The 23817-nt window shown below is 51.5% G+C and carries 31 protein-coding genes and 1 riboswitch; of the genes, 17 read left to right on the top strand and 14 right to left on the bottom strand.

Features of this window, described 5'->3' with window-relative positions; translation table 11 throughout:
- Positions 1–42: 42 nt before the first annotated feature.
- On the top strand, positions 43–1236 hold the full coding sequence (locus FYJ24_RS04575) for an AI-2E family transporter (protein WP_154544010.1): 1194 nt from the start codon (positions 43–45) through the stop codon (positions 1234–1236).
- A gap of 2 nt (positions 1237–1238) precedes the next feature.
- Here FYJ24_RS04575 and FYJ24_RS04570 read toward each other — a convergent pair whose 3' ends face one another.
- Entirely contained in the window at positions 1239–2312 is a 1074-nt protein-coding gene (locus FYJ24_RS04570) for a glycosyltransferase family 4 protein (RefSeq protein WP_154544008.1), read from the bottom strand.
- Positions 2312–3157: an alpha/beta fold hydrolase gene (locus FYJ24_RS04565; protein ID WP_154544006.1), complete on the bottom strand. Its 846-nt coding sequence runs from the start codon at positions 3155–3157 to the stop codon at positions 2312–2314. The genes FYJ24_RS04570 and FYJ24_RS04565 overlap by 1 nt, the downstream gene beginning before the upstream one ends.
- A 150-nt stretch (positions 3158–3307) precedes the next feature.
- On the opposite strand from FYJ24_RS04565, the gene FYJ24_RS04560 reads away from it, so the two are divergent.
- Positions 3308–4564: a glycosyltransferase gene (locus FYJ24_RS04560; RefSeq protein WP_154544004.1), complete on the top strand. Its 1257-nt coding sequence runs from the start codon at positions 3308–3310 to the stop codon at positions 4562–4564.
- Positions 4561–5439 carry a DMT family transporter gene (locus tag FYJ24_RS04555; RefSeq protein ID WP_206192499.1) on the top strand — a complete coding sequence of 293 codons (879 nt, stop codon included), beginning with the start codon at positions 4561–4563 and terminating at the stop codon, positions 5437–5439. Before FYJ24_RS04560 ends, FYJ24_RS04555 begins: the two co-directional genes overlap by 4 nt.
- 308 nt (positions 5440–5747) lie before the next feature.
- Here FYJ24_RS04555 and acs read toward each other — a convergent pair whose 3' ends face one another.
- The gene (acs, locus tag FYJ24_RS04550) at positions 5748–7646 is read right to left on the bottom strand and encodes an acetate--CoA ligase (protein ID WP_154544002.1); all 1899 of its coding nucleotides are present in this window, start codon (positions 7644–7646) and stop codon (positions 5748–5750) included.
- Between the two features lie 259 nt (positions 7647–7905).
- Between acs and FYJ24_RS04545 the strand changes: the two genes are divergently transcribed.
- Entirely contained in the window at positions 7906–8193 is a 288-nt protein-coding gene (locus FYJ24_RS04545; RefSeq protein WP_206192498.1) for a siderophore-interacting protein, read from the top strand.
- A gap of 22 nt (positions 8194–8215) precedes the next feature.
- Here FYJ24_RS04545 and FYJ24_RS13535 read toward each other — a convergent pair whose 3' ends face one another.
- A complete protein-coding gene (locus tag FYJ24_RS13535) occupies positions 8216–8620 on the bottom strand; it encodes a fluoride efflux transporter FluC (RefSeq protein ID WP_154543998.1) in 405 nt (134 codons plus the stop codon).
- On the bottom strand, positions 8584–8991 hold the full coding sequence (locus FYJ24_RS04535) for a fluoride efflux transporter FluC (RefSeq protein ID WP_154543996.1): 408 nt from the start codon (positions 8989–8991) through the stop codon (positions 8584–8586). Before FYJ24_RS04535 ends, FYJ24_RS13535 begins: the two co-directional genes overlap by 37 nt.
- 278 nt (positions 8992–9269) lie before the next feature.
- Here FYJ24_RS04535 and FYJ24_RS04530 point away from each other — a divergent pair, with 278 nt between their 5' ends.
- From FYJ24_RS04530 to FYJ24_RS04500, 7 genes are all read left to right on the top strand, one after another.
- Positions 9270–9908: a SatD family protein gene (locus FYJ24_RS04530; protein WP_154543994.1), complete on the top strand. Its 639-nt coding sequence runs from the start codon at positions 9270–9272 to the stop codon at positions 9906–9908.
- A 5-nt stretch (positions 9909–9913) separates the two neighbouring features.
- Complete coding sequence (locus FYJ24_RS04525; RefSeq protein ID WP_154543992.1) at positions 9914–10606, top strand: hypothetical protein; 693 nt, start codon at positions 9914–9916, stop codon at positions 10604–10606.
- A 39-nt stretch (positions 10607–10645) separates the two neighbouring features.
- Complete coding sequence (locus FYJ24_RS04520) at positions 10646–11101, top strand: maltose acetyltransferase domain-containing protein (RefSeq protein ID WP_154543990.1); 456 nt, start codon at positions 10646–10648, stop codon at positions 11099–11101.
- Positions 11037–12011, top strand: a complete 975-nt coding sequence (locus FYJ24_RS04515; RefSeq protein ID WP_206192496.1) for a glycoside hydrolase family 3 N-terminal domain-containing protein — start codon at positions 11037–11039, stop codon at positions 12009–12011. Before FYJ24_RS04520 ends, FYJ24_RS04515 begins: the two co-directional genes overlap by 65 nt.
- Before the next feature lie 62 nt (positions 12012–12073).
- Positions 12074–12628 carry a glycoside hydrolase family 3 N-terminal domain-containing protein gene (locus FYJ24_RS04510; RefSeq protein WP_154543986.1) on the top strand — a complete coding sequence of 185 codons (555 nt, stop codon included), beginning with the start codon at positions 12074–12076 and terminating at the stop codon, positions 12626–12628.
- Positions 12629–12683: 55 nt separating this feature from the next.
- Positions 12684–13037: a DNA-3-methyladenine glycosylase family protein gene (locus tag FYJ24_RS04505; RefSeq protein WP_206192495.1), complete on the top strand. Its 354-nt coding sequence runs from the start codon at positions 12684–12686 to the stop codon at positions 13035–13037.
- 16 nt (positions 13038–13053) lie between these two features.
- Positions 13054–13587: a methylated-DNA--[protein]-cysteine S-methyltransferase gene (locus FYJ24_RS04500; RefSeq protein ID WP_154543982.1), complete on the top strand. Its 534-nt coding sequence runs from the start codon at positions 13054–13056 to the stop codon at positions 13585–13587.
- Here the strand turns inward: FYJ24_RS04500 and FYJ24_RS04495 are convergent.
- A complete protein-coding gene (locus FYJ24_RS04495; protein ID WP_154543980.1) occupies positions 13550–14932 on the bottom strand; it encodes an amidase in 1383 nt (460 codons plus the stop codon). The two genes, FYJ24_RS04500 and FYJ24_RS04495, sit on opposite strands and share 38 nt — an antisense overlap.
- Before the next feature lie 170 nt (positions 14933–15102).
- Here FYJ24_RS04495 and FYJ24_RS04490 point away from each other — a divergent pair, with 170 nt between their 5' ends.
- The 6 genes from FYJ24_RS04490 (at position 15103) to FYJ24_RS13525 (ending at position 18576) form a co-directional block, all read left to right on the top strand.
- Complete coding sequence (locus FYJ24_RS04490) at positions 15103–16020, top strand: ABC transporter ATP-binding protein (protein WP_154543978.1); 918 nt, start codon at positions 15103–15105, stop codon at positions 16018–16020.
- Positions 16017–16817: an ABC transporter permease gene (locus FYJ24_RS04485; protein ID WP_154543976.1), complete on the top strand. Its 801-nt coding sequence runs from the start codon at positions 16017–16019 to the stop codon at positions 16815–16817. Before FYJ24_RS04490 ends, FYJ24_RS04485 begins: the two co-directional genes overlap by 4 nt.
- A complete protein-coding gene (locus tag FYJ24_RS04480) occupies positions 16801–17283 on the top strand; it encodes a hypothetical protein (protein ID WP_154543974.1) in 483 nt (160 codons plus the stop codon). The genes FYJ24_RS04485 and FYJ24_RS04480 overlap by 17 nt, the downstream gene beginning before the upstream one ends.
- A complete protein-coding gene (locus FYJ24_RS04475) occupies positions 17274–17945 on the top strand; it encodes a sensor histidine kinase (protein ID WP_154543972.1) in 672 nt (223 codons plus the stop codon). The genes FYJ24_RS04480 and FYJ24_RS04475 overlap by 10 nt, the downstream gene beginning before the upstream one ends.
- Positions 17942–18298, top strand: a complete 357-nt coding sequence (locus FYJ24_RS13530) for a response regulator (protein WP_404814696.1) — start codon at positions 17942–17944, stop codon at positions 18296–18298. The genes FYJ24_RS04475 and FYJ24_RS13530 overlap by 4 nt, the downstream gene beginning before the upstream one ends.
- Positions 18299–18384: 86 nt before the next feature.
- Positions 18385–18576, top strand: coding sequence for a LuxR C-terminal-related transcriptional regulator (locus FYJ24_RS13525; protein ID WP_404814695.1), 192 nt, complete (start codon positions 18385–18387; stop codon positions 18574–18576).
- Here the strand turns inward: FYJ24_RS13525 and FYJ24_RS04465 are convergent.
- The 8 genes from FYJ24_RS04465 to FYJ24_RS04430 all read right to left on the bottom strand — a co-directional run bounded on the left by FYJ24_RS04465 (position 18573) and on the right by FYJ24_RS04430 (position 23737).
- Positions 18573–18947 (bottom strand): DUF488 domain-containing protein, encoded by a 375-nt coding sequence (locus tag FYJ24_RS04465; protein WP_154543970.1) that lies wholly within the window; start codon positions 18945–18947, stop codon positions 18573–18575. The genes FYJ24_RS13525 and FYJ24_RS04465 overlap by 4 nt on opposite strands.
- A gap of 9 nt (positions 18948–18956) precedes the next feature.
- Positions 18957–19679, bottom strand: a complete 723-nt coding sequence (locus tag FYJ24_RS04460) for a uracil-DNA glycosylase (protein ID WP_206192494.1) — start codon at positions 19677–19679, stop codon at positions 18957–18959.
- A 17-nt stretch (positions 19680–19696) separates the two neighbouring features.
- Positions 19697–20392, bottom strand: a complete 696-nt coding sequence (locus FYJ24_RS04455) for an NAD(P)H-hydrate epimerase (RefSeq protein ID WP_154543966.1) — start codon at positions 20390–20392, stop codon at positions 19697–19699.
- Complete coding sequence (locus tag FYJ24_RS04450) at positions 20389–20838, bottom strand: hypothetical protein (RefSeq protein ID WP_154543964.1); 450 nt, start codon at positions 20836–20838, stop codon at positions 20389–20391. Before FYJ24_RS04450 ends, FYJ24_RS04455 begins: the two co-directional genes overlap by 4 nt.
- Before the next feature lie 20 nt (positions 20839–20858).
- Positions 20859–21692 (bottom strand): bifunctional hydroxymethylpyrimidine kinase/phosphomethylpyrimidine kinase, encoded by an 834-nt coding sequence (gene thiD / locus FYJ24_RS04445; RefSeq protein WP_318656534.1) that lies wholly within the window; start codon positions 21690–21692, stop codon positions 20859–20861.
- Positions 21689–22336, bottom strand: coding sequence for a thiamine phosphate synthase (thiE, locus tag FYJ24_RS04440; RefSeq protein WP_154543962.1), 648 nt, complete (start codon positions 22334–22336; stop codon positions 21689–21691). Before thiE ends, thiD begins: the two co-directional genes overlap by 4 nt.
- Positions 22333–23136: a hydroxyethylthiazole kinase gene (gene thiM / locus FYJ24_RS04435; protein WP_154543960.1), complete on the bottom strand. Its 804-nt coding sequence runs from the start codon at positions 23134–23136 to the stop codon at positions 22333–22335. The genes thiE and thiM overlap by 4 nt, the downstream gene beginning before the upstream one ends.
- A riboswitch (TPP riboswitch) is annotated at positions 23129–23225 on the bottom strand. Its footprint overlaps the gene before it by 8 nt.
- Before the next feature lie 50 nt (positions 23226–23275).
- Entirely contained in the window at positions 23276–23737 is a 462-nt protein-coding gene (locus tag FYJ24_RS04430; RefSeq protein ID WP_318656533.1) for a tRNA (cytidine(34)-2'-O)-methyltransferase, read from the bottom strand.
- Positions 23738–23817 lie beyond the last annotated feature (80 nt).

Below are 23817 nucleotides of genomic sequence, written 5' to 3'. Positions count from 1 at the left end.
ACACCTATCGCGGAACAGGTGTGGGATGCCTACAGTTGGATCATGAGCGAAACACAACCACCTGCGTCGCGTAGGCCCAGCACCGAAAACAATCGTGCAGAGCACACCTCACCCATGACTAAGTCGCCCAAGATTGCTGACATTAGCGTGAAGCATGGGATTCTCACCCGTATCTCTAGCCCCTTTTCCTTCGGATTTACGGCGACTTTAGGCGTGTTGGTTGCCTTGTTGCTGGCAATGGCGCTATCTGACCTGTCCACGGTGCTGATCTATATCCTGTTAGCAATGTTCGCGGCCCTTGGACTCAACCCGGCTGTCGAATCACTGACGCACAAGGGAGTAAAACGCGGGTGGGCCATTGTCATTGTCTTTTTCGTTTTCGCATTGGTCTTGGGGGGAGTCCTCGCTTTTATCATTCCAACCGTGATCACACAGGTTGCCCAGTTCGTCAAGGATGCTCCGCGACTTGTGGATGAGGCCCAAAAATCGGATTGGTTTTTGTGGATACAGGATCGTTTCGGTGACGGAGTCAACGATGCAATCGATCACGTGACTTCCTTCGTGACTGACCCAGCCAACCTTGCTACGTTGGGCGGAGGTGCACTGCAAGTGGGGGCCAGTGTGATCTCTGGTGTGTCCGGAACAGTGATCACCATTGTTCTCACGCTCTATTTCCTCTCATCACTGTCATCAATCAAGGAAGGCTTCTACCGTCTTACCCCCGCACGTGGCAGGGAGAACTTGGCGAAAATCACAGACAAGATTACCGCCTCAATCGGCGGATATCTCATAGGAATGGTGATATTAGCCGCCTGCAACGCAGCAGTTGCGTTTGTCTTGTACTTGGTTTTGAAACTTCCGTTCCCAGCGTTGATGGCAGTATTGGCATTTGGAATTACGCTCATTCCACTGATTGGTTCAGTGCTGTATTGGGGAATAGCTAGCATCGCGGCTCTTTTCACCGGTCCGGTCGCTGCAATCATCTTTGCGGTAGCGTACCTGGTCTACATGCAGATTGAAGCCTATGTGCTAACTCCGCGGGTCATGACCCGAACCATTGAGATTCCAGGCGCTCTGGTGGTTATCGGAGCACTTGTTGGCGGGACACTCTTGGGACTCATCGGAGCACTTGTGGCAATCCCCATCACTGCGTCCTTGCTGTTGATCATCAAACAGGTGTGGGTGCCTCGCCAAGACGCAAAAGTCGAACCTCTTCCCAGATTTTCGGGGGAATGATTTTAACGCTCAGTGGCAATTTCTTTGATGAGGTTGACAAATGTTCTAGCAGAAACGGCCCAACTAAATCTCTTAGCCTCGTTGCGGGCGATCTCAGACTTGGTCTCCCACGTCGAGGCATCTTCAAGAATGTGGATTTGGTGGGCAAATCCGTCGGCATCGTCGGGGCGCACATATGCCCCGGCCTTTCCAGCAACCTCACGAAAAACAGGAATATCGCTCACGACGACTGGGGTACCAAGCGACATTGCTTCCACCAACGGAATACCAAATCCCTCGTCGCGCGAAGCAGATACTAAAGCAGTGGCTTCGGCCAGGACGCTGTAATAATCCTGGTCGGTCGCACCATTATGGAATACCAGTTGTGCTTTAGTAACAAGACTCTCCAGGTATTCGCGGTCATTATCGGAAATGCGACTCATTAGATGTAGCTCATAATTGGGGAGCTGATTAGCTGCGCGCACTAAGGTTTCGACGTTCTTATAGGGCATGTATGAGCCCATATAGACAAGGGTCTTCTTGCGTGCGCTATGACTGGCAACCGCATTTTTTGAGGGTATTTGTGCTGGTGCGTTATAGATTACGGTAATGGGACGCCTAGTCAACCGATGCCGTTGGATCAGATGCCGCGATGTGTGTGAAACCGTCACCACATGATCAGCACGATTGAGAAGCAGACGCTGGGGCCACCACGCCATGTGGAAAAGACGCCACAATATTTTTACGAATCCGGGCAGGTCCCTGGGCGGTGTGGGATTCTGATAGTAGATGAGATCGTGAAGCGTGAGAATTAACGCATAGTTACGCCCCCAACTGCCCATTGTTTGCATGGGACTAAATACGATGTCTGGATGTAGCCTACGCACCTGTAAAGCCACAAAAGGTTCACGCCAGTTTGTCGGAGAGGAGATCATATGCCAAGGAAGATCGGGTAGATGGCGAAGTTGGCGACGGTCATTGATCAGCAATTCTATGGGGAGAATTGTGGAGACCTCGGACACCAGCTCCGCGGTGAAACGACTTATGCCATCGTGACGATCAACCCGAACATATCGACAATCTATAAAGATTCTCATCAGCCACGTCCTTGAACAAAATCTTCGATCATACTGGCAACTGCGGTGGGGTGCTCATAATGTGTGAGATGGCCAGCTTCCGGAATCACATTGAGGCGCGCATGGGGGATGAGGTGGAGCAGGCGGCGCTGATCTTCAAGTGGAGCAAGCACATCTATTTCCCCCGCAATCAATAGCGTGGGGATTGATATGTCTTGAGCATAATAAGCAACAGCTTCTTTCATAGAAGTTGCAAAAGCTTCAAGGAGAGAATCGCGATCGTGAAACGTCGAGAAATACTGAGTGTGCTGCCGGTGAATCCAGCGTCTGAGAGCGGGATCTGAGGTGGTCATGGTGGCGAGCCCTGTGACTCTGCTCACCGCCCAATTGCGCAGCAGAATATCACCTAGCGGGGAGGGGACTAATCCAGCTAATCGGTGGAAACTCAGCATCCCTAAAGTAAGGAGCTGATTCGAGATGACGATGGGAGGGGCGGCGATCGGATTGATGAGGACTAGACGCTGTGCAATGGGTGCAGTGGAAGACGAGATTGCCTTGCTTGCAACAAGAGACCCGAAAGAGTGTCCTACTAACGTGCCATGACCGCTGGGATCCACCAGCGCGAGGAATTCGCAAGCCCATTGGGAAAACCCAGCGAGCTGATCGTGAGGATTGGGAAGGGGAGAAGACCGTCCAAACCCCGGCAGGTCTGGCACAATCACGTGGAACTGGCTTAACTCATGCGTGATTCTTTCCAACCCGTGATGGTCGCCACGGTATCCGTGAAGCATAACTATCTGCGGAGCATCGTGTGGGCCGTAAGTCCAATACGCAGTGGTACCCCCTGACCACTTGACTTCTTTCACACAATCTCCTGTCTTCAATGTGCTCGAACCGCGTCATCTGCACAAAACCTACACAAAATAGACGCATATGAGCTTGACGAACACATAACAGAGTAGCTGATACTAGACGAGTAGGTTCGTCTGTGGCGCCGCCGCGGTGGCATACTAATCATGGTTGACTCGGAAGGAATGACTTTGACTTGCGCACCCTTGGCTCACGAGGATGATTCAGTAGATATGAGCTGGACATCGTGGCGCATTCTCATTGCTGCCGATACTTTTCCCCCTGATGTGAATGGAGCTGCTCGCTTCACACGCGACCATGCAGTCCGACTGTCGCGGCGCGGTCATCAGGTGCATGTAGTTGCTCCCGCAACGAAGTTCAGTACCAGCTCTGGCATTGAAAAATATGATGGTGAGAAGATCTACGTCCATCGTTTTCGCAGTGTGCCTTGGCCATTGCATGATTGGCTTCGGTTTGCGCCTCCTTGGGAGGTGAGCGGACAAATGAAGCGACTTCTTTCGGCGGTCCGTCCCGACGTTATCCACATTCAATCGTTCATGGTTATCGGTCGTGGTGCGGCTCTGGAAGGGCATGCCAGGGGAGTGCCTGTCATTGCGACAAACCATGTTATGCCAGAAAACCTCATTGAATATTCGGGATTTCCAAAAGCAATACATCCGGCGATTAGTCGTTTTGGGTGGCGCCTAGCAGCATCGACATATGAAGGGGTTCAGGTCATTACTAGTCCGACTCCGATCGCTGCTGAGTATTTGGAGTCCAGGGCTGGAATCTCGCCAGTTGAACCTGTTTCATGCGGAATTGACGTCGGGCGCTTTACTGCCAAGACCCGCAAGCCCACGGACGCACGCGTAATGTATCTAGGTCGTCTGGACCGTGAGAAGAATATTGCGACACTCATTCGTGCATTTGCGTTACTTGCTGAAAAAATGGATGCGCATCTCGATATTGTTGGATCGGGTTCCGAAAAGGACGTTCTCGAGACACTTGCTGATGAATGCGGCATAGTCAATCGAGTCACTTTCCACGGAAGGGTAAGTGACGAAGAATTGGAACTTCTTCATCACCGTGCCGCAGTTTTTGTGATGCCGTCTCCTGCCGAATTGCAGAGTTTGGCTTCTCTGGAGGCTATGGCATCGGGAACTCCGATAGTTGTTGCTGATGAGATGGCGTTACCTCATTTACTCACTGACGGAGTCGAAGGGTATCTTTCGCCGACCTGCGACGTTAACTGCTTTGCTGATCGTATTTCTCGACTGCTTGCTTTGGACAACGAGACCTACATGCGTTTTAGCGGGGCAGCGAGGGCCAAGGCACTCACCCATGATTCTGCGCAAATAATTCGCAGGTATGAAGGTCTTTACGAAAGAGCTATCGGTGCAATGAACGCAAAGCAGAACGTGTGAACACCTCAGTTGGAATTGCCTTAGCGCTCCTGGGGGCAATTCTCATGTCTTTTGGGGCACATTATCAACACCGCGGTGTCGACAAAGTTGAAAGACTCAGCGGAACCAGCGGTGCAGAGGGTTTGTCCTTGCGGCAACTAGTGCGCCTGCTAGCTCGCCCCTCATGGTTGAGCGGCACAGTTTTGTTGGGTTTGGCCATTGTGTGCCAACTTGCGGCAATGTCTCTGGCTCCATTGATAGTTGTACAGCCAATGGGTGCAATCGCTTTAGTGGTGACCACATTGCTCACCGCAACGACACAGCATACTAAGCCGACAGCCGTAGCTGTCCGTCCTATTTTTGCCTGTGTTGGCGGGATATTTGTTTTTGTCGCAGTGGCCGCCTATTTTGCTGATGAGCCGCGACTTGAGCACAAGCAAGTCATCACTGTCCTGCTGCTGCTTGTGATAGTGATGGTGTCTCTGGTTTCGACCTGGTTAATCCTACGGAGGCGTCATGCACGCGGAGCGCTTTTCTATATAGCAGCTGCAGGTATTCTTTACGGATTCGTTGCTACTTTGGCAAAAGTCGTGATTACCGCTATCCAAACAGCTTCTTTCGACATATACAGCGTTGCCTGCATAGTCGGATTGATTGCTTCTGCAGCACTGGGCGCATATTTTGTTCAAACAGCGTATTCTTCCGGTCCACCTGATTTAGTAATAGCAGGCCTGACAGTTATCGACCCAATTGTTGCCGTACTCATCGGTTTGTTAGTTCTCCACGAAGGAAGTCGAGTCCCGGTTTGGGGAATCGCAGTGTTCATAGTTTCCGGACTTGTGGCCGGTTGGGGAGTAATCACTCTGGCGCGGGATCACTCAAAGAAGACACCATAAGAACACCCCCCTTTGCCACGTACGGGGTCATAAAACTGTTCACGGGGCTGTATACCGCCCCGGCAGCTGCCACATCGCCCAGGCTGTTGCATGGAGTTAGTTAAGGGATAGTTCTCCAGTTGGTCTTGCGTGAGTTGCCCGCGCATTTGGCGTAGTGAAAGGGCCGAACAGGGGAGCTCTTGCGAATGTCTAGTTTTTACGGTTTTTCCTCTCGCAGATCGGCAAAAACCAAACACTCACCAGTGAGGAAAGCTCTATGCAAGCGCACCCCACCACAACCCTAAGAATCTGAATAGCAGATTGTTCGACTAGTCATCAAGGGTCGATAGATCGCCTTCATCGTGTCCAAGAGCCCTGGCACGCAGCACCCTGCGCATGATTTTTCCAGACCGAGTTTTGGGGAGAGATTCAACAAAAACCACTTCGTCGGGTTTCGCAATGGGTGAGAGATGGGCGGCCACATGTGCTCGAATCTCTTCAACGGTAGTGCGATTTCCCTCGTGGCCAGGGTTGAGCACAACGTACACATGGATTGCATTTCCTTTGATCTCATGAGGCAATCCGATAGCGGCTGCTTCAGCGACAGCCGTCGCGGAGGCGACAGCCGCTTCGATTTCAGCAGTACCGAGTCGGTGCCCTGATACTTTGATGATGTCGTCGGTACGACCAATAACCCAGTAATAGCCATCGCTATCGCGACGGGCTGAGTCCCCAGTGGCATAGCGACCGGGGAAAACATTCCAATAGCTGTCCAGATAACGCTGGTCATCGTTGTAAAGAGTTCTCATCATCGCGGGCCACGGGTTAAGGAGGGTCAAGAATCCCTCCGTTCCATCAGGAACTGGGTTGCCTTTATCATCTACGATTTCAGCCCGCTGCCCAAACACGGGATACCCTGCCGATCCGGGCTTTTGGGGCATCGCGGGTACGCCTGCGATTTGGAACATACCCGTCTCCGTTTGCCACCACGTATCCATAATGGGCGCTCGACTGCCACCCACCACCTCGTAAAACCATCGCCACGCTTCTGGGTTGATAGGTTCTCCAACTGTGCCGAGAAGCCTCAAAGAGGAAAGATCATGTCTATTCACCCATGCGTCACCAAAGCGCATAAGGGAACGAATCGCGGTGGGGGCTGTATAGAGGGTGGTGATACCAAAGTGTTCGATGAGAGACCACCAACGATCTGGATGAGGGTATGAAGGGCCTCCTTCGTACATGAAGGACGTTGCACCACAGAGAAGTGGACCGTAGACGACGTAGGAGTGTCCAGTAATCCAGCCAGCGTCAGCAGTGCACCAGAAACGATCTTCGTCATGGATGTCGAAGGTGTCATGCAGAGTTGCATAGGTGCCGACCATATAGCCGCCATGTGTATGTAAAACTGCTTTGGGTTTACCTGTCGAACCGGAAGTGTAAAGAATAAAAAGCGGGTCTTCGGCGTCAACCTGGACAGTTTCGCAGGTTCCACGAGCTATCGGGAGGGCGGTGAGGTCGTGATACCAGTGGTCCCGTAGCGGGTCCATGTGTACTTTCGTACCTGTGCGCTTGACAACGAGGACGTTCTCTACGGTGGGAGAAAACCGTACCGCCTCGTCCACAATGTCCTTGAGGGGGAAGACAGATCCGTTGATCCATGATCCGTCAGAGGTAATGACCACTTTGGATTCCGAGTCGTCAATGCGAGAGGTAAGAGCGTCAGCCGAAAAACCGGCAAAGATGACTGAATGAACTGCACCGATCTTTGCGCAGGCGAGCATGGCGAAAAACACCTCGGGGATACGCGGAAGATAAATTGTCACGCGGTCTCCTTTTCGAACCCCCAGGGCTTTGAGGACATTTGCCATGGTCGTCACTTCGCGGTTAAGGGAAAAATATGAGAAAGTCCGTGTCTCTTGCCCATCTTCAGATTCCCACAGAAGAGCAAGTTTGTTTTTACGGGGGCCCTGAAGGTGGCGGTCGATAGCATTTGTGACGATATTTGTTCGTGCACCTGTAAACCATTTATAGAATGGTGCCTGAGAATCATCAAGCACTGTAGTCCACAGACGCGACCACTCTAATTCTCTTGCTCTTCCTTCCCAGTAGGTGACAGGATCCAAGTTGGCATTTTTAGCGTAAGAGCGCCAGTCTTTGATCCATGCCTGGTCAAGTACTGCGGGGGAAGGAGGGTAGATTGCGGGCATTTCAGCGTCTGTATTGGACATCGTTGTTCCTCTCAGTTGATGGAAGCAGGATCGCATTATCTGCGCTCTTTTGCATCTGGAAATCCCGCTAGGTGGATTGCAATCGCTACCATCACACCTATCTTTAGGTTAGGCTGGCCTAAGTAACATCTGGTGGTCTTGATAGGTCATGCGCGCTAGAAAAGTGAGGAGGAATCCGCGTGGCAAAGACTCATCGCTTTATTCCCACAAGACCCGTGGAACCCCATGTCATCACCGCAAAAGTGATATCTACACAACGATGCACTCCACATATGCAACGCGTGACTGTCGGCAGGCACCCTCTGAGGAAAGCAACGCGAACATCCATTGGATTATTCGTTCAGAACTAGACACAGTGCCTGGACAGGCAGTGTTGGCTGCGGTTATTGAATCTGGTATCCCTACCGAGGGCCTTTACACTTATGCGGTGGGTGAGCAGGCACTTGCTGCTGGGGTTCGCCGGTATCTTGCCAATGAACGTGGTGTACCAAAGAATGATATTTCTTTCATCGGATATTGGAGGGAAGGCCGTTCGTCGCCGTCATAAAACCATTACTCCATGTCGTGGTTTATAGAAATGTGGTTCCTATCCATACTCCGAAGCATCCGCAGAAGACACAGGCAACGAGCATCCCAACGCTATTGATCGCTGCTGCTATGTAACGTTTTTTGATAAGCATATGTGTGGTATCTAGGCTGGCAGTGCTAAACGTTGTGAACCCGCCTATCAGTCCCGTCCCCATGGCCGTAACTAATGGTGGCGTAAACCATCCGGCTGCCAATCCCGTTAATGTGCCCATGATGAGGGATCCCGACAGATTCACCACAGTGGTTCCCCAGGGAAATAGCTCTCTATTTTTCCACGGTATAGCAGTGTCCGTTAGATACCGACATAGTGAGCCTATAGCGCCGAATATGGCAACTAGAAAGAATGTTGTCACTTGCGTTCCAATCCTTGAGAGCACCTGCCACATACTGTGCCTAGGAATGCTGCGGAGATCCCACCGCAGACGGTAAGAATACCGTAGAGTAATGCGGTGACTATGTCCCCCTCCGTGGCCAAGCGGGATATGCCCACAGCAAAAGTACTGTAGGTCGTAAAACCACCCATCATCCCGGTGCCGATAAATAGTCTCAGTTGCATAGCTATCTTCTGGGAGAATCCTCTCACTGATAGCCAGCCGGTGAGCAACCCGAGAATGAAGGCTCCAACGATATTGATCCACAGTACCGTGGCCAGACCAGGAAATGCTACGGAAAGTCCATAACGCATAGCCGTTCCGCCGCCCCCGCCTGCTGCTACCAAAAGCAGTTGTGTGGGGTAGATTTTGGCTGTCTGATTCATTGTCTCCCTATCTGCGTGTACGTCAAACGTCAACTAGATAGGGACCGTTGCCAACTACTGTTGGGGTTTGGATTGGCGAGCCCCACCGCCAAGCACAGCGTGCCCCTATAGTCTACGCGAAAGAAAGAGCGCTGTGCATATGTCATTAGTCCGAAAAGCGTGACCGCACAATTGCTTATATCGTCGAAGTATAAGTAATTCCGCGGCTTGTGGGTGCGAGTTACTCCGTCTCCGCAAAATACCTTATATTTATCAGATATAAGTGATAATGTGGGTGAGTGGAAACGGAGAGTAAGAACGTTGCAGCGATCATTATCGACATCGTCGGGTCGCGCACTATGGAAGATAGAATCGTTGCTCAAGATGGAATTACCGAAGCATTTCAACGTTCTCTGAGGTCGATCGACCCCATTATGCCGGTTGCCGCCACGGTAGGCGACGAATTTCAAGGACTCTTCGCCTCCACTAATGATGCGTTGGTAGTTACTGCTCGTGCTTCACTTTTGCTCCCCGAGGGAGTGGATGTTCGCTGCGGGATAGGGGAGGGGGAAGCCACAACCATCACAACTTCGGATGGTATGAGATTGCAGGACGGGACCGCGTGGTGGAACGCGCGTGAGGCAATTGAAGAAGCACATCGGCGTCAGGATACTGGACACCGTTCTGCGCGAACATGGTATATAGGTCAAGGACCAGCTTCCTATATTAATAGCCATCTCATCCTCCGCGATCACATCGTATTTCGTATGCGAAATCGAGAGAGGCGTCTAGCGGCGGCATTACTTTTAGGTGCCACTCAGGTTGAAATGGCAGATACTGAGAAAATTAGTCAATCCGCAGTTTCGCAGACCCTCCATAGATCGGGTGCAATCGCCCTACGTGATTCACTAAAAGTAATCTTTGATGAGGAAGAATAGTCGTCATGGTGATGGCATTATGGTTGTGGACCACTGGGCTTGCGGCAACTTTATCCACCGTGAAATCAACTTTCCAGTTCTGGATGGCGCTGCTACTGGGAACAATGGGCGTCGGATATGTTGCCTATATTGGCGATGATGGAAAGTGGTGGCTATGGTGGGCGGCGATGGTGTGTCAGGTTCTTTGGGCAGCACTGTGGCGACTCTTTTCGCGGAAGTCCGCCAAGAGCACAATCGTCACATGGATTGTAGTCATTATTGGCTCGGCGCTCATCGCAACATTTCTTCCTACGCAGACTGCTGTATACCCGTGGACCTATTTAATTGCGGGAGTGGGTGCTCTCTTCCTCATAGGTAGTCCAGCAAATGAGCTTTGCAAAGCGGTCCTTCAGCGCCAAGTACAATCGCGGCATCGTATTGTGACCGGCAGTTTATCTTCACATACTGACGATAATGATTCGCTCAAAGGTGGGAGGATTATCGGCCCCCTTGAAAGAGTGCTTCTTGTGGTCCTTGGTGTCAGTGGAGGAAGTGCTCTCGCCGTCGCGTTGATCGCAGCCAAGGGTGTCATTCGCTTTCCTGAAATCTCCGCAGACAAGAAAAATGGCTCAAAGGCAGAAGAATTTCTCATCGGAAGCTTTGTCAGCTGGGGAGTAGCGCTATGGTTGGTCCTAGTTTGTACGCAGATAGCGCCGTGACGTTGTAATAGCTAAAGGAATTCATAAGACGTGCCGGAGATGACAAGCGTAGAGCGCGAAGTGCGCCGCAAGATGAGGCAAAACGAACTGTATAAAGACTTTGGTGCCGGTCTCGAAAACTTGGAAGAAGCCCGAATCTTGGGAAAAGAGAGCGCTAGAGAATATAACCTGCTTCCCTTGAGGGATCACGGACAGCGACAAGAGGTGTTAGAGAGACTTTTTGGTTCTATAGGCAAAGACGTGTGGGTCGAGCCGCCGATTTATGTCGCTTATGGAAAACATATTCATGTGGGCAATAGCGTCTATTTCAATAGTGGAACAACACTTGTCGACGACAGTGAAGTAATCATTGGCGATGAAGTGATGCTGGGTCCCAACGTCACGATCACCACTGCAGGGCATCCTCTTCACCCCGAACTTGGAAGAGCTGGTGAGGATCGGTGGGTATTCAACCAAGAGCGTAGGATCGATCCAGCTGCCAGGAACGATTCTTAAAGATGGGCCTGCCGGGTTTTCCGCAACTCTGACCGGTGGCGAGAATGGAATGGCGTATCCTCCCGCAATTGTTTTGGCATCATCGTGGAACAGTAAGCTAGCGCATGACTTTGGTACTGCTATCGGAGAGGACAGCCTACAGCTGGGATATGCAGGCTGGTATGCTCCATCGATCAATATTCATCGGACTCCCTATTCAGGAAGGAATTTTGAGTATTTTTCGGAGGACCCGATTCTCTCAGGCATGATGGCAGCGGAGACTGTCAGAGGTGCTCAAAATAAAGGTGTGATCGTATTTGTCAAACACTTTGCCGTCAATGACCAAGAAGTCAATCGAATGGGCGGTGCAATGATGGTCGATGAGCAGGCGATTAGAGAGCTCTACCTTGAACCTTTTGAGCTTACGGTGCGTGAAGGTGGCGCACGGGGCATGATGGCTTCGATGAATAGGCTTGGCCCGCTTTGGGTTGGATCAAACCCAGGACTCATGACCGAAGTTTTGCGCAATGAGTGGGGTTTCCAAGGAGTTGTATCCACAGATCAGGCTTCCTTCCCAGTTTTTGGTTACCAAGATCTTCGGCAGGGATTGGAAGCTGGTACGGATCTTTGGTTGAATACGGATGCAGAGTTGTGGACTATTCCAGAGGGAGAAGTCGATGATTCGTTGCTTTCCAATACCAAGCGAGCTGCACATAACGTGGCATATTCGGTTGTTAACAGTAATGCGATGAATGGTCTGGAGGCAGGCGGAAAACTTGTAGATGTGACTCCTCTATGGAAAATTGCTGCAAACATCGCAACCGTAGTTCTTGGTCTAGGTGCACTCCTAACAATGGCTTTCGTTACTTGGAGACTGGTCATACAGAAACGGAGTCGAGAGTCAGTAGCTATCGACGCAACCAGTAAGTAGGGAAAACCCTCGATTTATAGGCATTGGACTTCTTGAGCTAAGAGAAGAAAGTCGAAGATAATATGGCGTGCAGCAGTAGTTCAGTATCCGATCTGGCTTTTGTGATAAAAGCATCTCTTGTTAGTGGTAAGAATACTTGGGAGACACGGGAAGCCCCGTCTGTCGGTATACGTTCACTGTTCATGTCGGATGGCCCGCACGGACTGCGAAAACAGGTTGGAGCTGCGGACCACCTTGGACTCAATAAGTCGATGCCAGCTACCTGCTTCCCGACGGCGGCAACGATTGCAAACTCTTGGTCACCCAAACTGGGGGAGAGAATCGGTGCTGCTCTAGGGGCCGAAGCCACCGAACAAGGAATCTCGGTGATTCTGGGGCCCGGGTTGAACATCAAACGCAGTCCCCTGTGTGGCAGAAACTTTGAGTATTTTTCGGAAGATCCGCTGCTGTCAGGGCGCCTGGCGGCATCCTACATCCGCGGTATTCAATCAACTGGCGTGGCTGCGTCACCCAAGCATTTTGCAGTCAACAGCCAAGAGACCCGGCGCATGACCAATGACTCAATCGTGGATATGGATACCCTCCACAGCATTTACCTCTGCAGGGAAAATCGCTAACCAACTGGGGGTATCACCTGACCGTAGTACCAGGTTTCCTTCAGTCGCTACGTTGATGTCCCGGGGAGCAAATGTCGAAAATGAACTAGGGAAACTTGGAGTGACCCGACGCAAGACTGCAACAATAATGGATTTAGCTGAATCTATAGACAACGGAACACTCAACCTCGATGGGGTAGGCGACCCGGAAGAGGTACGTGCTAAGCTGATGGAAATCAAGGGAGTTGGGCCGTGGACGGCTACATATATTGTGATGAGAACCATGTCGTGGACAGACGCTTTCTTGGAGACCGACTATGGAATCAAAAAAGCTCTCGCTCCGCTGTCCAGTAAATGCATTGCTGAAGTGGCCAAGGCGTGGGCTCCATGGAGATCCTATGCTTCATTATCACTATGGAACTCACTATAAAAGGGGAGGATGAGAGATGTTTGAGGTGGCCCATTATGACTCTCCGCTAGGACAAATATTAATAGCCGCAGATTCGAAAGGACTTGTTGGAACGTGGTTGGAAGGGCAAAAGTATCACGGCGCCGATACCCTCGGTGATATTGTCGAAAATGTACAGAATTCACATATTGCTGCAGCAATCGAATGGCTAAACAGATACTTTGCTGGAGAAAAGCCGCCTCCTCAGGACTTGAGTTTACGCCCGAGGGGAAGTGAGTTCCGGCAGATTGTATGGGAATACCTGTGTGCTATTCCCTATGGGCGCACTACTACGTATGGGGAACTATCACGTCAAGTGGCCGACCGCCTCGGCCAAACCAGCATGTCTAGTCAGGCAGTTGGTGGGGCTGTTGGGCACAATCCTCTATCGATCGTCATCCCTTGCCACCGAGTCTTAGCAGCGGATGGCAGCCTTACCGGGTATGCCGGTGGACTGGAAACAAAACGCTGGCTTCTTTCTCATGAAGGAGCACTCACTCAGTTGGCGGTGCCCATACCGGGCCTAGACTGAGGCATCTTTCCAAATGGAAAGCCACCTGCAAAAGCAACTCGTCACTTCCATGTCTTCCCACAAGTTGAACTCCCACCGGTAGACGTACTCCTGAATGAGGATCGATGTGAGTCGATACCGGCACCGTAATGGCTGGGCGACCAGTAAGGTTCACCCATGAAGTGTACGGAGAATAGTGAATTTGCTGAGCGAAGTTTTCTTCCGGGTCCGTGCTGTAATGTCCCACCGGCTGCGGCAGCTGGCCCAATGCCGGAGTGACAAGAATGTCCCAATCTTTCCACTTTTGAGAGGTCTCGCGTTGGTACGTGTGGATGTTGGCGATATTGCGATCAATACGATCGTGGTCAAAAGATCTGCCAGCCTCAACGAAATAGCGAGTCACAGGATTGAGAAGTTCTAGGGGAAGATTCTCAGGCATGCCAGCAGCAGAGCGCCACCAGGCATCCCTGAAGGTTTCACCGTAATAGTCACAGTTCCAGTCGGCCTCACCTGTGTAAGACATCCCGATATTCTGTAGCGCCTCAATAGCGTTCTGCCACGCGAGAAGTACAGCGGAATCGGGTTCGATGGAAACGAAACCGTCCCACGGAGAATCAGCGGTTGCTGCGAACGAAAGCTGCGGGAGTTCGGAGCTGAGAGCTCGCAGACTTCGTGATGTATTCTCGGTGAGGCCGTCAAAAAGGAGAGCCGCATCCCGAACATTTCGAGTGATGGGGCCGTTGACAACTCCGACAATGCTGGAAGCCTCCCGATCGGGGCGAAGCCTTCCCAGTGTTGGTTTGAGTCCAACTAATCCTACGGTGGCCGCGGGAATACGAACCGATCCGCCCCCATCACTACCAATGGCCCACGGGAGCATGTGGGCCGCCACTGCAACTGCAGCACCGCCACTTGAGCCACCCGCACCTAATTCTGGGGCCAGAGGGTGACGAGCCGGAGGGGAGACATCGGATTCGGTGTATCCATAGAATCCAAACTCTGGCGTATTTGTTTTCCCCAGGTTAACCATGCCAAGTTCGTCTGCTAACTGGGAAATCGGTGCTGATTCTTCAGCAACAAGTCCGCCCGCACGCGAACCATATCCGGTGGGCATACCCCGACGCTCCACTAAATCTTTGTCTGCGTGGGGCATGCCCCACAGTAGATACTTGTCTTGGCTGTCCTTTTCCAGGGAGGCTGCACGCTCACGAGCATCCTCAGCACTTACTTGGACAAAGGCGCCGAGAGAATCATTGAGCTTATCAATTTGAGCGATATATACATCAGTTAACTTCGAAGGCGTGAGTTGAGATTGGCGCAGAAGCATCAGTTGGTCGTATGCGGATAAAGCCAGAAGTGCATCCATACATCTACTCTAGGTGCAAACATGCCAGATTGCCTCAGCACAATGACTCAAAGAGCGCTGACGATAGAAGGTATACCCATTGCTACGTGAAGTTATCTGACAAATGTCATGGGTATAGAGCCACAGCCTGCACTACTGTTCCAATTTCGGTAGCCCTACTCTTGTATTTTATGAGACAAGAAAACCAGGTTCCTGCTGCGATGTGCGCACGGAATATCTCCAAGAGCTTTGGCGATGTTCGCGCGGTCAATGATGTTAGTGTCACCGTCGAACAAGGAGAAATTATTGCTTTACTGGGAGAAAACGGGGCGGGTAAAACCACCCTCATCGACATTGTCCTGGGGCTTCAGAAGCCTGATAGCGGTGATGTGAAGCTCTTTGATTTCACTCCTCATGAGGCAATCCAAAGGTCTCTTGTCGGAGTGGTAAACCAAAGTGGTGGCCTCGCTCTGGACTCAACCGTAGAAAAGACACTGTCACTATTCTCGTCTTTTCACCGAGCACCGCTTCCCCTTGAACAACTCATAGAAATAGCTCATCTGGAAGAACTACGAAAACGGCGGGTAGTAAAGCTCTCTGGGGGCGAACGCCAACGATTACGTTTGGCTTTAGCTCTCATCTCTGACCCCTTACTGCTGATACTTGACGAGCCAACCACAGGGATGGACGCCAGTGCCAGACAAGAGTTTTGGCAAGTAATGGCTGATGAAGCTAAGAGAGGTAGAACGGTTCTTTTTGCAACACACTACTTTGCTGAGGCAGAAGACTACGCGCAGAGGACAATCGTGATGAAAAGGGGACGCATAGTTGCCGATGCCCCCACCGACACTCTGCGAAATCAGGCTGCAGGTAGGCTGCAGATCGATATTCCGTGGGGGGGCCGGGCTGAGTTGGAGCCACTGCTCACTCACCATGCCCATAGTGATTGGCAGGTCTTTTGGGATGAAAAGTCCGTCAGTGTGATGGGGGCCGATCTGGACGATGCCGCACGAGTCCTATTGAACTTTCCTGAAACCAAAAATCTTCGCGTCACCCGATCGTCATTGGAAGACGTTTTCACCGACCTTATGAGGGGAGCTCTGGTATGAGCACTACAGGACTAACAAGGGAACAGATTGCCACGCAATTTCCGCCAACGCCCAAAACTCAAGGAATGTGGAAACTTGCTGGAAGTGCATTTCTCAACATTCTCCTCAATCCCTTTAACCTCGGATTTTCCATAGCCCTCCCCATATTTATGTATCTCATGTTTGGTGTGGGGCAACCATATTCAGCCCTCTCCGTTGGAAATGGCAACGCGGCAGCTCAGGTGCTGGTGTCGATGGGTCTCTTTGGGGTTTTGCTGGCCACTGCATCTTTTGGCGCTGCTATAGCTCTTGAACGGGTCCAAGGAATTAGTAGGGCGTATGCTCTCACTCCACTAGGTGCCGGACCGCAGATTATTTCCCGTCTAGTTGCAAATCTTTGTGTATCAGCGGTATTAGTCACGTTCACTTTTGTTGTTGGAGCATGTACCGGCGCAAAAATGGCATTCTGGACGTGGGTCGCAAGTGCCCTTGTGATCATCACAATGTCGCTGCTGTCTTCGGCTATCGGATTTGCCTGCGGGTTTGCGATACGCTCTGATAGTGCTTTTGCCGCATGTTCTGGTGTCCTAGTTCTCAGTGCCTTTGGCGCGGGTATGACCGTACCGATTGAGCAGATGGGTGAGGTTATCCAGAGTATTTCCCCGTGGACTCCTCTATGGGGTGCAGCCCGGTTGAGCCTGCTACCGTTGTACGGGTGGGAAGAGCTCTCTGTAGGAATGATAATGAGCGTCGTCGTGTGGACTGGTTTCTTTGGTCTTTTGGCGATGTGGGGACTGCGCCGTGACACAAAGCGGTAAAAAACAATCCCTTTTTCATCGCTGGGTTCCTGACCCTAACCGGCGTGAGGCACTCTATTTCGCATTACCCTACCTGTGCTTCCTTGCACTGCCACTATGGAACACTTTCAGTGAAGGACTCGGCTGGAATCTCAATCTGCTCTCGGTCTTTTTGGTCGTAGCTCTAGGGGGTGCCTATGTTGCAAGCTGGCTACTTAACCCCATCGCGCCCCGTGGCAGTGACATCACTGGGACATTTGTGGCAACAATGGGAGCTGTTGGAGGACTTGCTCTTATTTTGTCTCTCATAGGATTGCCACATAATCCGGGGATACTTTTTTGTTTCAGTTTTGTGTCTTCCCCTTGGATGCTCCTGGCGCCTAAACGTATCGTGATTCCCGGCATCCTTCCTATTGTGGCGGCCCCAGTCGCTCTTGGATTCTTTTTAGTGTCGATTGGGGGCTTATTGCAGCCGCAGTGGCAGTGACTGGAGGCACGGCGGGCGTCTGTTTTGTCTCGCGTCTCAGTATCCAACGTCAAGAGGTCAATGACAGAGCAAAAGAGAATGCTCATGTATTGCAGCAAGAACGACAACGCAGTCAAATGGCTTCTGATCTGCATGATATTCTGGGCCAAGACCTCACGGGTCTAGCTCTCAAAGCAGAACTTGCAGGCAAACTATTGGAAAATGGTCAGACCGACCAGGCAAGAATCGAGGTCCAACAGGTTGCAGAGCTTTCGCGTGCAGCCTTATCAGATGTGCGTACCGTTGTGAGCTGGGCACGCGAATGGTTGATCGATGGGGAGCTGGAAGGTGCTGTCAATGTTCTGCGCAGTTCAGGGATAGCTGTGCATCAAGACATAGCGGAAGATATCTATCTGCAACCGCAATCAAGCATGATGGCGCGGATTCTGCGGGAGGCCTCGACAAATATTGTGGGTCATTCCCGGGCAAAGAATTGCTGGATTACGATTACCAGGCGAAGTCTCCTCATCGATAATGATGGCTACTCCAAGCAATTGGCTACTCAATCAGCTGGTAGTGGGGCAGGCCTTGTGGGACTTCGGGACCTGGTGAGCAATGTTGGAAGACTGACATGGGGAGCAACTGAGGGCCATTGGATTGTGGAATTTGAGGTGAATGAATGACTGAGCCAGTGAGAATCATGGTAGCCGATGACCAGGCGATGATTCGTGATGCCTTAGCTACCCTCTTACAGCTGGAACCAGGGATTGATGTAGTAGAAAAAGCTACCGATGGGCAAGACGTCCTCGACAAACTGGCAGACCTGGAAAGGAGAGGAGAATCTATCGATGTGGTTATCGTCGACATTGAAATGCCTCGTCTCGATGGATTGACTACGTGTGCGGCACTGCGTCGGCGCGTTCCGCAGACAAAAGTTCTCATCGTGACGACATTTGGACGTCCCGGATACGTGCAAAGAGCTTTAGAAGCCGGAGCAGGTGGATTCATCGTAAAAGATTCCCCCTTCCAGAACTAGTTCATGCGATTGAGAAAGTCTACGCTGGTAAACAGGTAATTGATCCTAAGCTTGCTGTGGAGACACTCACGCATGGAAGATCGCCCTTGACTTTGCGTGAAGCAGAAGTCCTTCAGGTACTCATCGGTGGTTGCACTATCGAAGACGCATCGGCACAGATGGGGATATCGGCAGGAACGATACGGAATTATGTCAGTGCGGCTATGGATAAAACAGGTGCCCGCACCCGTGCTGAAGCAGCGCGAATTGCCCAAGAAAAAGGGTGGCTGGATCCCTAAGATAGGGTGCCTTCTTCAAGTATTTTGCGTATGACTGCAGCATCACTAATATCGATGGCTTTCGAGGCGGTGAGTACAGTCAAAGGGCCAGCTTCGTGTAGAGAGAGAAGCTCCGAAAGCGCTTGATGTTGCATTGGATTTTTGAGCTCTTTGCGGTATTTTTCTTCAAATTCAGTGAACTTGTCAGGATCGTGTCCATACCACGTGCGTAACTGAGCTGAAGGTGCCACATTTTTTGACCACACTGTGAGTGAAGCCTGTTCTTTGCTTACCCCTCGTGGCCATAGGCGGTCCACCAGAACTCTGGCTCCATCGGTTGTAGACGGTGTATCGTAGATTCTCTTGAGGAAAACAGGATAGGTACTAGACATAACGTCAGCTTAGCTATCGGCTACCTCACGTGCTTGCTCAAAAATAGTGTCCATCATTGGTTCCGTGAGTCTTCCAGTAAATGTATTTTGTTGACTGGGGTGGAAACAGCCAATGAGGGTCAGTTCGCGACCATCAGGATGAGTGAAAACTACGGTAGCAGCATGACCGAAACGTGGCTGCGGGCGAGGAATCGTCCACCCAGATTGTCGCAGTACTGCTAGAAGTGCTTGCCACCCAAAACCTCCAAGAACAACAGCAACTTTGAGTGTCTTGGCCAAAAGTTGTAGTTCTTTTGCTAGAAAGGGGGCGCATGTCATGCGTTCAACAGATGTGGGTTTATTCTCTGGAGGAGCACAATGGACAGGCGCAGTCACCCGAGTGCGACGTAAATGCAGCCCATCATTGCGACTTACTGAGGCCGGTTGACTAGCCAATCCAACACGAAACAGGGAAGCGAAAAGAAAATCACCTGAGCGGTCTCCTGTAAACATGCGGCCTGTCCTGTTGCCACCGTGAGCTGCTGGAGCAAGACCTACTATGACAATGTTTGCGTTCTCATCCCCAAATCCGGGTATGGGTTTTCCCCAATACTCTTCGGAACTAAACGATGCGCGTTTTACTCGGGCACATTCTTCACGCCAAGTAACAAGACGGGGGCATGCTGTGCAGGTGATAATCGCCTCGTCTAATGCGGCAAGTGAAGTGGCTTTGTCTGCGAGCAAGGTGGGCATACCAGGTGAGTTGCTGGTCATGGCATCGGATGAAGATAGGGGCCTAGTCCAATATCAATGATGGTGATTTTTCCGCAGTGTAGAGGTCCATCCTTGATAAGCATCCCTTTTTTGAGAGCACCGAAGGTCACGGTCATATCGGCGCGAATCACGGCGCGGTCTGGGGCAATACCAGTGTCAGGGTCTAAGCCAGAAGGAATATCAGCAGCAATTACGGTAATGGGAGCTTGTGTGGTGCGCAGGTCATTAATCGCCAGAGCAACAGAGCGAGCTGGTTCACGCATCGGAGTTGCCGGGGAAGAACCAATCCCTAACATGGCGTCAACGACAACAACTGGGCCCATTTCTGCTGATAAATTCTCCAGCACTATCGAACGAATTGTTTCGATACTGGCACCGGGACGTGACCAAAAATCTACGCCTGCCCGCTCGGCTGCAATATAGCCATTGTTGTGGATTCGGTTAGAGACTACGAGCGCATGTGTTGATATTCCTTGCGAAGCTAATGCTGCCGCGCTATACAATCCGTCACCGCCGTTGTTTCCAGGACCAACAAGAAAAAGGACCGGAGTCTTAGGTGAGGCGAATTCCGCCAGAATAACCTCAGCGAGAGCTTGTGAAGCCTTCTCCATGAGAGGAACGCCAGCGGCAAGAAGTGGAGCTTCCGCATCACGGATTTCTTCAGCGGTGTAGGACAAAGGCGCAGGTATCATGGTTTATGCAATTCTACGACTATCATGTGAAAGCTCTGCACCGCTGTTGACGCGATACTGGAAAGACGCCGAAAATAGAAGTAAAGAAGCGCGTAAACGACTGTGGCGAGAAGAAAAACAATGGCGCTACTCAGTTCGCGGTTATCCAGCCCCAGCAATACCAGGATTCCTAGGAGAGCTGGCAAGCCCACTGTCCGAATAAGGTCTGCTTGATTCTTGTAGTGGTTTTCCGCATAGGTCAAAGACAATGCCACCAGTTGCCGTTTTGTTGCGTCTAAGGACAAGAGGGCTTGTGCAAAGGAAGGCCCAGGTGAAGGCGCCGCACCAAAAAGAAAATTGGAGCGCCATGCGATTCTTTTACACCATAGAACAGCAGTTTGTCCCCCGGTAAGTGATCGCACTTGCGCCCAGGTTTCCTGCATGCGGACTACCCGAGACTTCGCCATTGCACTCCCCTCAGTGATGTTTAAGGCACGTCCGAGATAGTACCACTAGCCGACCACAACTCAGCCATATGCGAGATAGGACCATGACCGCGCCCAACTTCGAGAACATCAGCATGTGTCAAACTAGAATGCATCCAACGCAATGAAGTATCTAATGCATTGGTCCACGATCCTAGCCTGGCCCGGTTAGTTGCCAGAGCCGAGGAAAGAGAACATCCAGTTCCATGGGTATTGTGTGTTATGACGCGAGGCATTTCCATCTGGGTAAATGTGCCATCTGGCTCTACTAAGGCGTCGCTGACAGTGACCCCGGTGAGGTGCCCACCTTTGACAAGCACATATGTATTCTTATCATGGGCCAATTGCTGGCCTAGTTGCAACGCGTCCTCCCACGAAGAAGGCAATGGTTGCTGTGTCAACGCGGCTAGTTCGTCGGTGTTGGGCGTGATGAGATCTGCGGCTGAGAGGAGTGCGCGTAAGGCAGCTTCAGTATCCTCTTGTAATAAACGATCACCACTTGTGGCTATCATGACCGGGTCGATAACGACGATGGGGGGAGCGACATCCCGAAGCCAGTGATGCACCACCTCGACGATTTCAGCATTGAAAAGCATCCCAATCTTTACGGCATCTATAGTCACATCATCGGATACGGCATAGAGCTGTTCTTCGAGGAACGATGCGGGGGGAGCAAAAACGCTGCGAACTCCTTGAGTATTTTGTGCAACCAGGGCTGTCACTGCCGCCATACCGTAGCCCCTGTTAGCTGCGATGCTTTTGAGGTCAGCTTGGATGCCTGCTCCTCCAGAGGGGTCAGTCCCGGCAATAGAAAGAACTCGAGGATGTGCAATCACTGCCTACTCCATTCCTGCAATAGTTCTTGCGCGGCAGCAGTGGGATCCTCAGCCAGGCAAATTGCTGAGACTACCGCAGCGCCGGACAGTCCTCCCGCGCGCAACGCGCTCATATCGTTGGCTTTTATTCCACCTATTGCCACCGCTGGTATTGAAGCGAAGTGTGCGGCCTTTGATGTTCCTGTAACTCCCAAAGGACTGGGCGCATCCAGTTTTGTGTCTGTAGAATGAACCACTCCAATGCCAATGTAATCAGCGCCGTCGCTTTCAGCTTGAGTGATCTCTTCTGGCGTCGAAGCAGACACCCCCATAATGGCGGCAGGCCCAATAAGCTGACGCACCACGGATGCTGGAAAATCCTCTTGTCCGATGTGGACACCATCAACGGAGGCTCCCAAAGTGCGCGCGGCTAAGAAAACGTCGATACGGTCGTTGACGATAACTGTTACATCGTCGGGCACTATGGCGCACACATCGAGTACTTGGTGCAAGAACTCTCGAGCGTTTCCATCTTTTTCACGTATCTGAATGCAGGTGACTCCGCCAGCTACTGCTAAAGAGACTACCTCGGTAACGCTACGCCCACGTGCCTCGCACATGGATTGATCAGTAACTAGATAAAGCGAATAGTTCGGAGTGCTCATGCTAGACTCACCTGATTCCCGTCGCGCTCCAAGGCAGCTGAGGCCAATGCGTCAAGGAAATGTACTTGAAAAGTACCGGGTCCTGCACTTGTGCTGGCAGCAAGTTCTCCAGCGACAGCGTATACGGCGTTAGCCGCCACAGCTGCTTCAAAAGCAGGCGCAACAGCGCAGAAAGCTGCAACTACACCACCAAGAGCGCATCCAGCCCCAGTAATGCGAGTGAAGAGGTCGGTCCCATTCTTGAGTCGAAGAATACGGTTCCCGTCCGTTATCAAGTCAACTGGTCCCGATACTGATACTGTAGCGCCGCTCTGGCGGGCTAGTTCCATGGCAGCCTCGCAGGACTGATCAACTTCATTGCCGGTTTCTACTCCGCGCCCAGCCCCTTTGTGTCCGGCCAAAGCAAGTATTTCTGAAGCGTTCCCACGGATAACCGTGGGTGAGTATGAGAGGAGTTTGCGGGCCAACGCTGTTCGTACAGGAAGCATTCCAACAGCTACTGGGTCTAAAACCCAGGGAACACCGGAGTCTTTTGCTGTGCGGGCTGCTGACAGTGAAGACATGCGCTGGTCTGCGTGAACTGTTCCCAGGTTGATATAGAGAGCAGAAGAAACCGCTGCAAAGACTTCCGCTTCTTCAGGAATATCCACCATTGCGGGCGCCCCACCTACAGCAAGAATTGTGTTGGCCACGAAATTCACTGTCACATTGTTGGTGATGCATTGGATCAGTGGCGTTGTCCTGCGCACAGATTCCAGTATTGCATAAATCTCTGTGTTAGTAATAGGTTGCGCATCCATGTACGACCATCCCTTCGTCAGTGCTAACTGCATCAGGTTCGACGGGTCTTATCTCAGCTTCGCTTCTCGAAGCACCCCGTGTCCATGGTCTATAGTAGCCCAGTCCTTGAATGGCTTTGAATTTACAAGTGGGAAGAGGCTAAACCCCTCCTGCGAAACCCAGCTGTCCCCAGGCCTCATATAGAGCTATAGCTGCAGAGTTAGCAAGGTTGAGTGATCGCAGTCCTGGGCGCATCGGGATCCGTAGATGCCCAGCAAGGCGTTCATCATCCAAAACATAATCAGGAAGGCCAGTTGGCTCAGGACCAAAAAGAAGTCCGTCGCCATCACGGTATTTCACCTCCGTGTGCCACGTCTTTGCATGGCCCGTAAATGCCCATGTTCGACCAGGAATCTGCGCTAAAGCATCGTCGAAATTTGGATGTACTTTAACGTGGGCTAAATCATGGTAGTCCAGGCCAGCACGTCGCAGTTTCGTATCATCCATCTGGAAGGGCATTGGCTCTACCAAATGAAGCATAGAGCCAGTACAGGCAGCTAGACGAATGGCAGCGCCAGAGTTTCCTGGGATACGAGGTTCAAAAAAGACCATGTGGAGCACTGCGCCATTGTCGCAAAAACTTCTACGCCTGTCACATGTCGGAGAGTGCTACTATCATCGAACGTATGTTCGATAAAAGG

Source organism: Scrofimicrobium canadense (assembly GCF_009696615.1).
Classification (GTDB): Bacteria; Actinomycetota; Actinomycetes; order Actinomycetales; family Actinomycetaceae; genus Scrofimicrobium; species Scrofimicrobium canadense.
Note: the sequence above shows the minus strand (reverse complement) of the source record. Positions and strands in the feature narration are given on the sequence as shown.

Excerpts from the sequence above, each read along its gene's own strand:
- FYJ24_RS04460 (WP_206192494.1), bottom strand. The coding sequence starts at position 19,679 with ATGCCCACCTTGCTCGCAGACAAAGCCACTTCACTTGCCGCATTAGAC.
- FYJ24_RS04465 (WP_154543970.1), bottom strand. The coding sequence starts at position 18,947 with ATGTCTAGTACCTATCCTGTTTTCCTCAAGAGAATCTACGATACACCG.
- FYJ24_RS04455 (WP_154543966.1), bottom strand. The coding sequence starts at position 20,392 with ATGATACCTGCGCCTTTGTCCTACACCGCTGAAGAAATCCGTGATGCG.
- FYJ24_RS04495 (WP_154543980.1), bottom strand. The coding sequence starts at position 14,932 with ATGGATGCACTTCTGGCTTTATCCGCATACGACCAACTGATGCTTCTG.
- FYJ24_RS04485 (WP_154543976.1), top strand. The coding sequence starts at position 16,017 with ATGAGCACTACAGGACTAACAAGGGAACAGATTGCCACGCAATTTCCG.
- FYJ24_RS04535 (WP_154543996.1), bottom strand. The coding sequence starts at position 8,991 with ATGAATCAGACAGCCAAAATCTACCCCACACAACTGCTTTTGGTAGCA.
- FYJ24_RS04505 (WP_206192495.1), top strand. The coding sequence starts at position 12,684 with ATGTCCCGGGGAGCAAATGTCGAAAATGAACTAGGGAAACTTGGAGTG.
- acs (WP_154544002.1), bottom strand. The coding sequence starts at position 7,646 with ATGTCCAATACAGACGCTGAAATGCCCGCAATCTACCCTCCTTCCCCC.
- FYJ24_RS04560 (WP_154544004.1), top strand. The coding sequence starts at position 3,308 with ATGGTTGACTCGGAAGGAATGACTTTGACTTGCGCACCCTTGGCTCAC.
- FYJ24_RS04545 (WP_206192498.1), top strand. The coding sequence starts at position 7,906 with ATGCACTCCACATATGCAACGCGTGACTGTCGGCAGGCACCCTCTGAG.
- FYJ24_RS13530 (WP_404814696.1), top strand. The coding sequence starts at position 17,942 with ATGACTGAGCCAGTGAGAATCATGGTAGCCGATGACCAGGCGATGATT.
- FYJ24_RS04520 (WP_154543990.1), top strand. The coding sequence starts at position 10,646 with ATGACAAGCGTAGAGCGCGAAGTGCGCCGCAAGATGAGGCAAAACGAA.
- thiM (WP_154543960.1), bottom strand. The coding sequence starts at position 23,136 with ATGGATGCGCAACCTATTACTAACACAGAGATTTATGCAATACTGGAA.
- FYJ24_RS13535 (WP_154543998.1), bottom strand. The coding sequence starts at position 8,620 with ATGTGGCAGGTGCTCTCAAGGATTGGAACGCAAGTGACAACATTCTTT.
- FYJ24_RS04490 (WP_154543978.1), top strand. The coding sequence starts at position 15,103 with ATGAGACAAGAAAACCAGGTTCCTGCTGCGATGTGCGCACGGAATATC.
- FYJ24_RS04510 (WP_154543986.1), top strand. The coding sequence starts at position 12,074 with ATGGCGTGCAGCAGTAGTTCAGTATCCGATCTGGCTTTTGTGATAAAA.
- FYJ24_RS04500 (WP_154543982.1), top strand. The coding sequence starts at position 13,054 with ATGTTTGAGGTGGCCCATTATGACTCTCCGCTAGGACAAATATTAATA.
- FYJ24_RS04570 (WP_154544008.1), bottom strand. The coding sequence starts at position 2,312 with ATGAGAATCTTTATAGATTGTCGATATGTTCGGGTTGATCGTCACGAT.
- FYJ24_RS04450 (WP_154543964.1), bottom strand. The coding sequence starts at position 20,838 with ATGGCGAAGTCTCGGGTAGTCCGCATGCAGGAAACCTGGGCGCAAGTG.
- thiE (WP_154543962.1), bottom strand. The coding sequence starts at position 22,336 with ATGAGCACTCCGAACTATTCGCTTTATCTAGTTACTGATCAATCCATG.
- FYJ24_RS04575 (WP_154544010.1), top strand. The coding sequence starts at position 43 with ATGAGCGAAACACAACCACCTGCGTCGCGTAGGCCCAGCACCGAAAAC.
- FYJ24_RS04525 (WP_154543992.1), top strand. The coding sequence starts at position 9,914 with ATGGTGATGGCATTATGGTTGTGGACCACTGGGCTTGCGGCAACTTTA.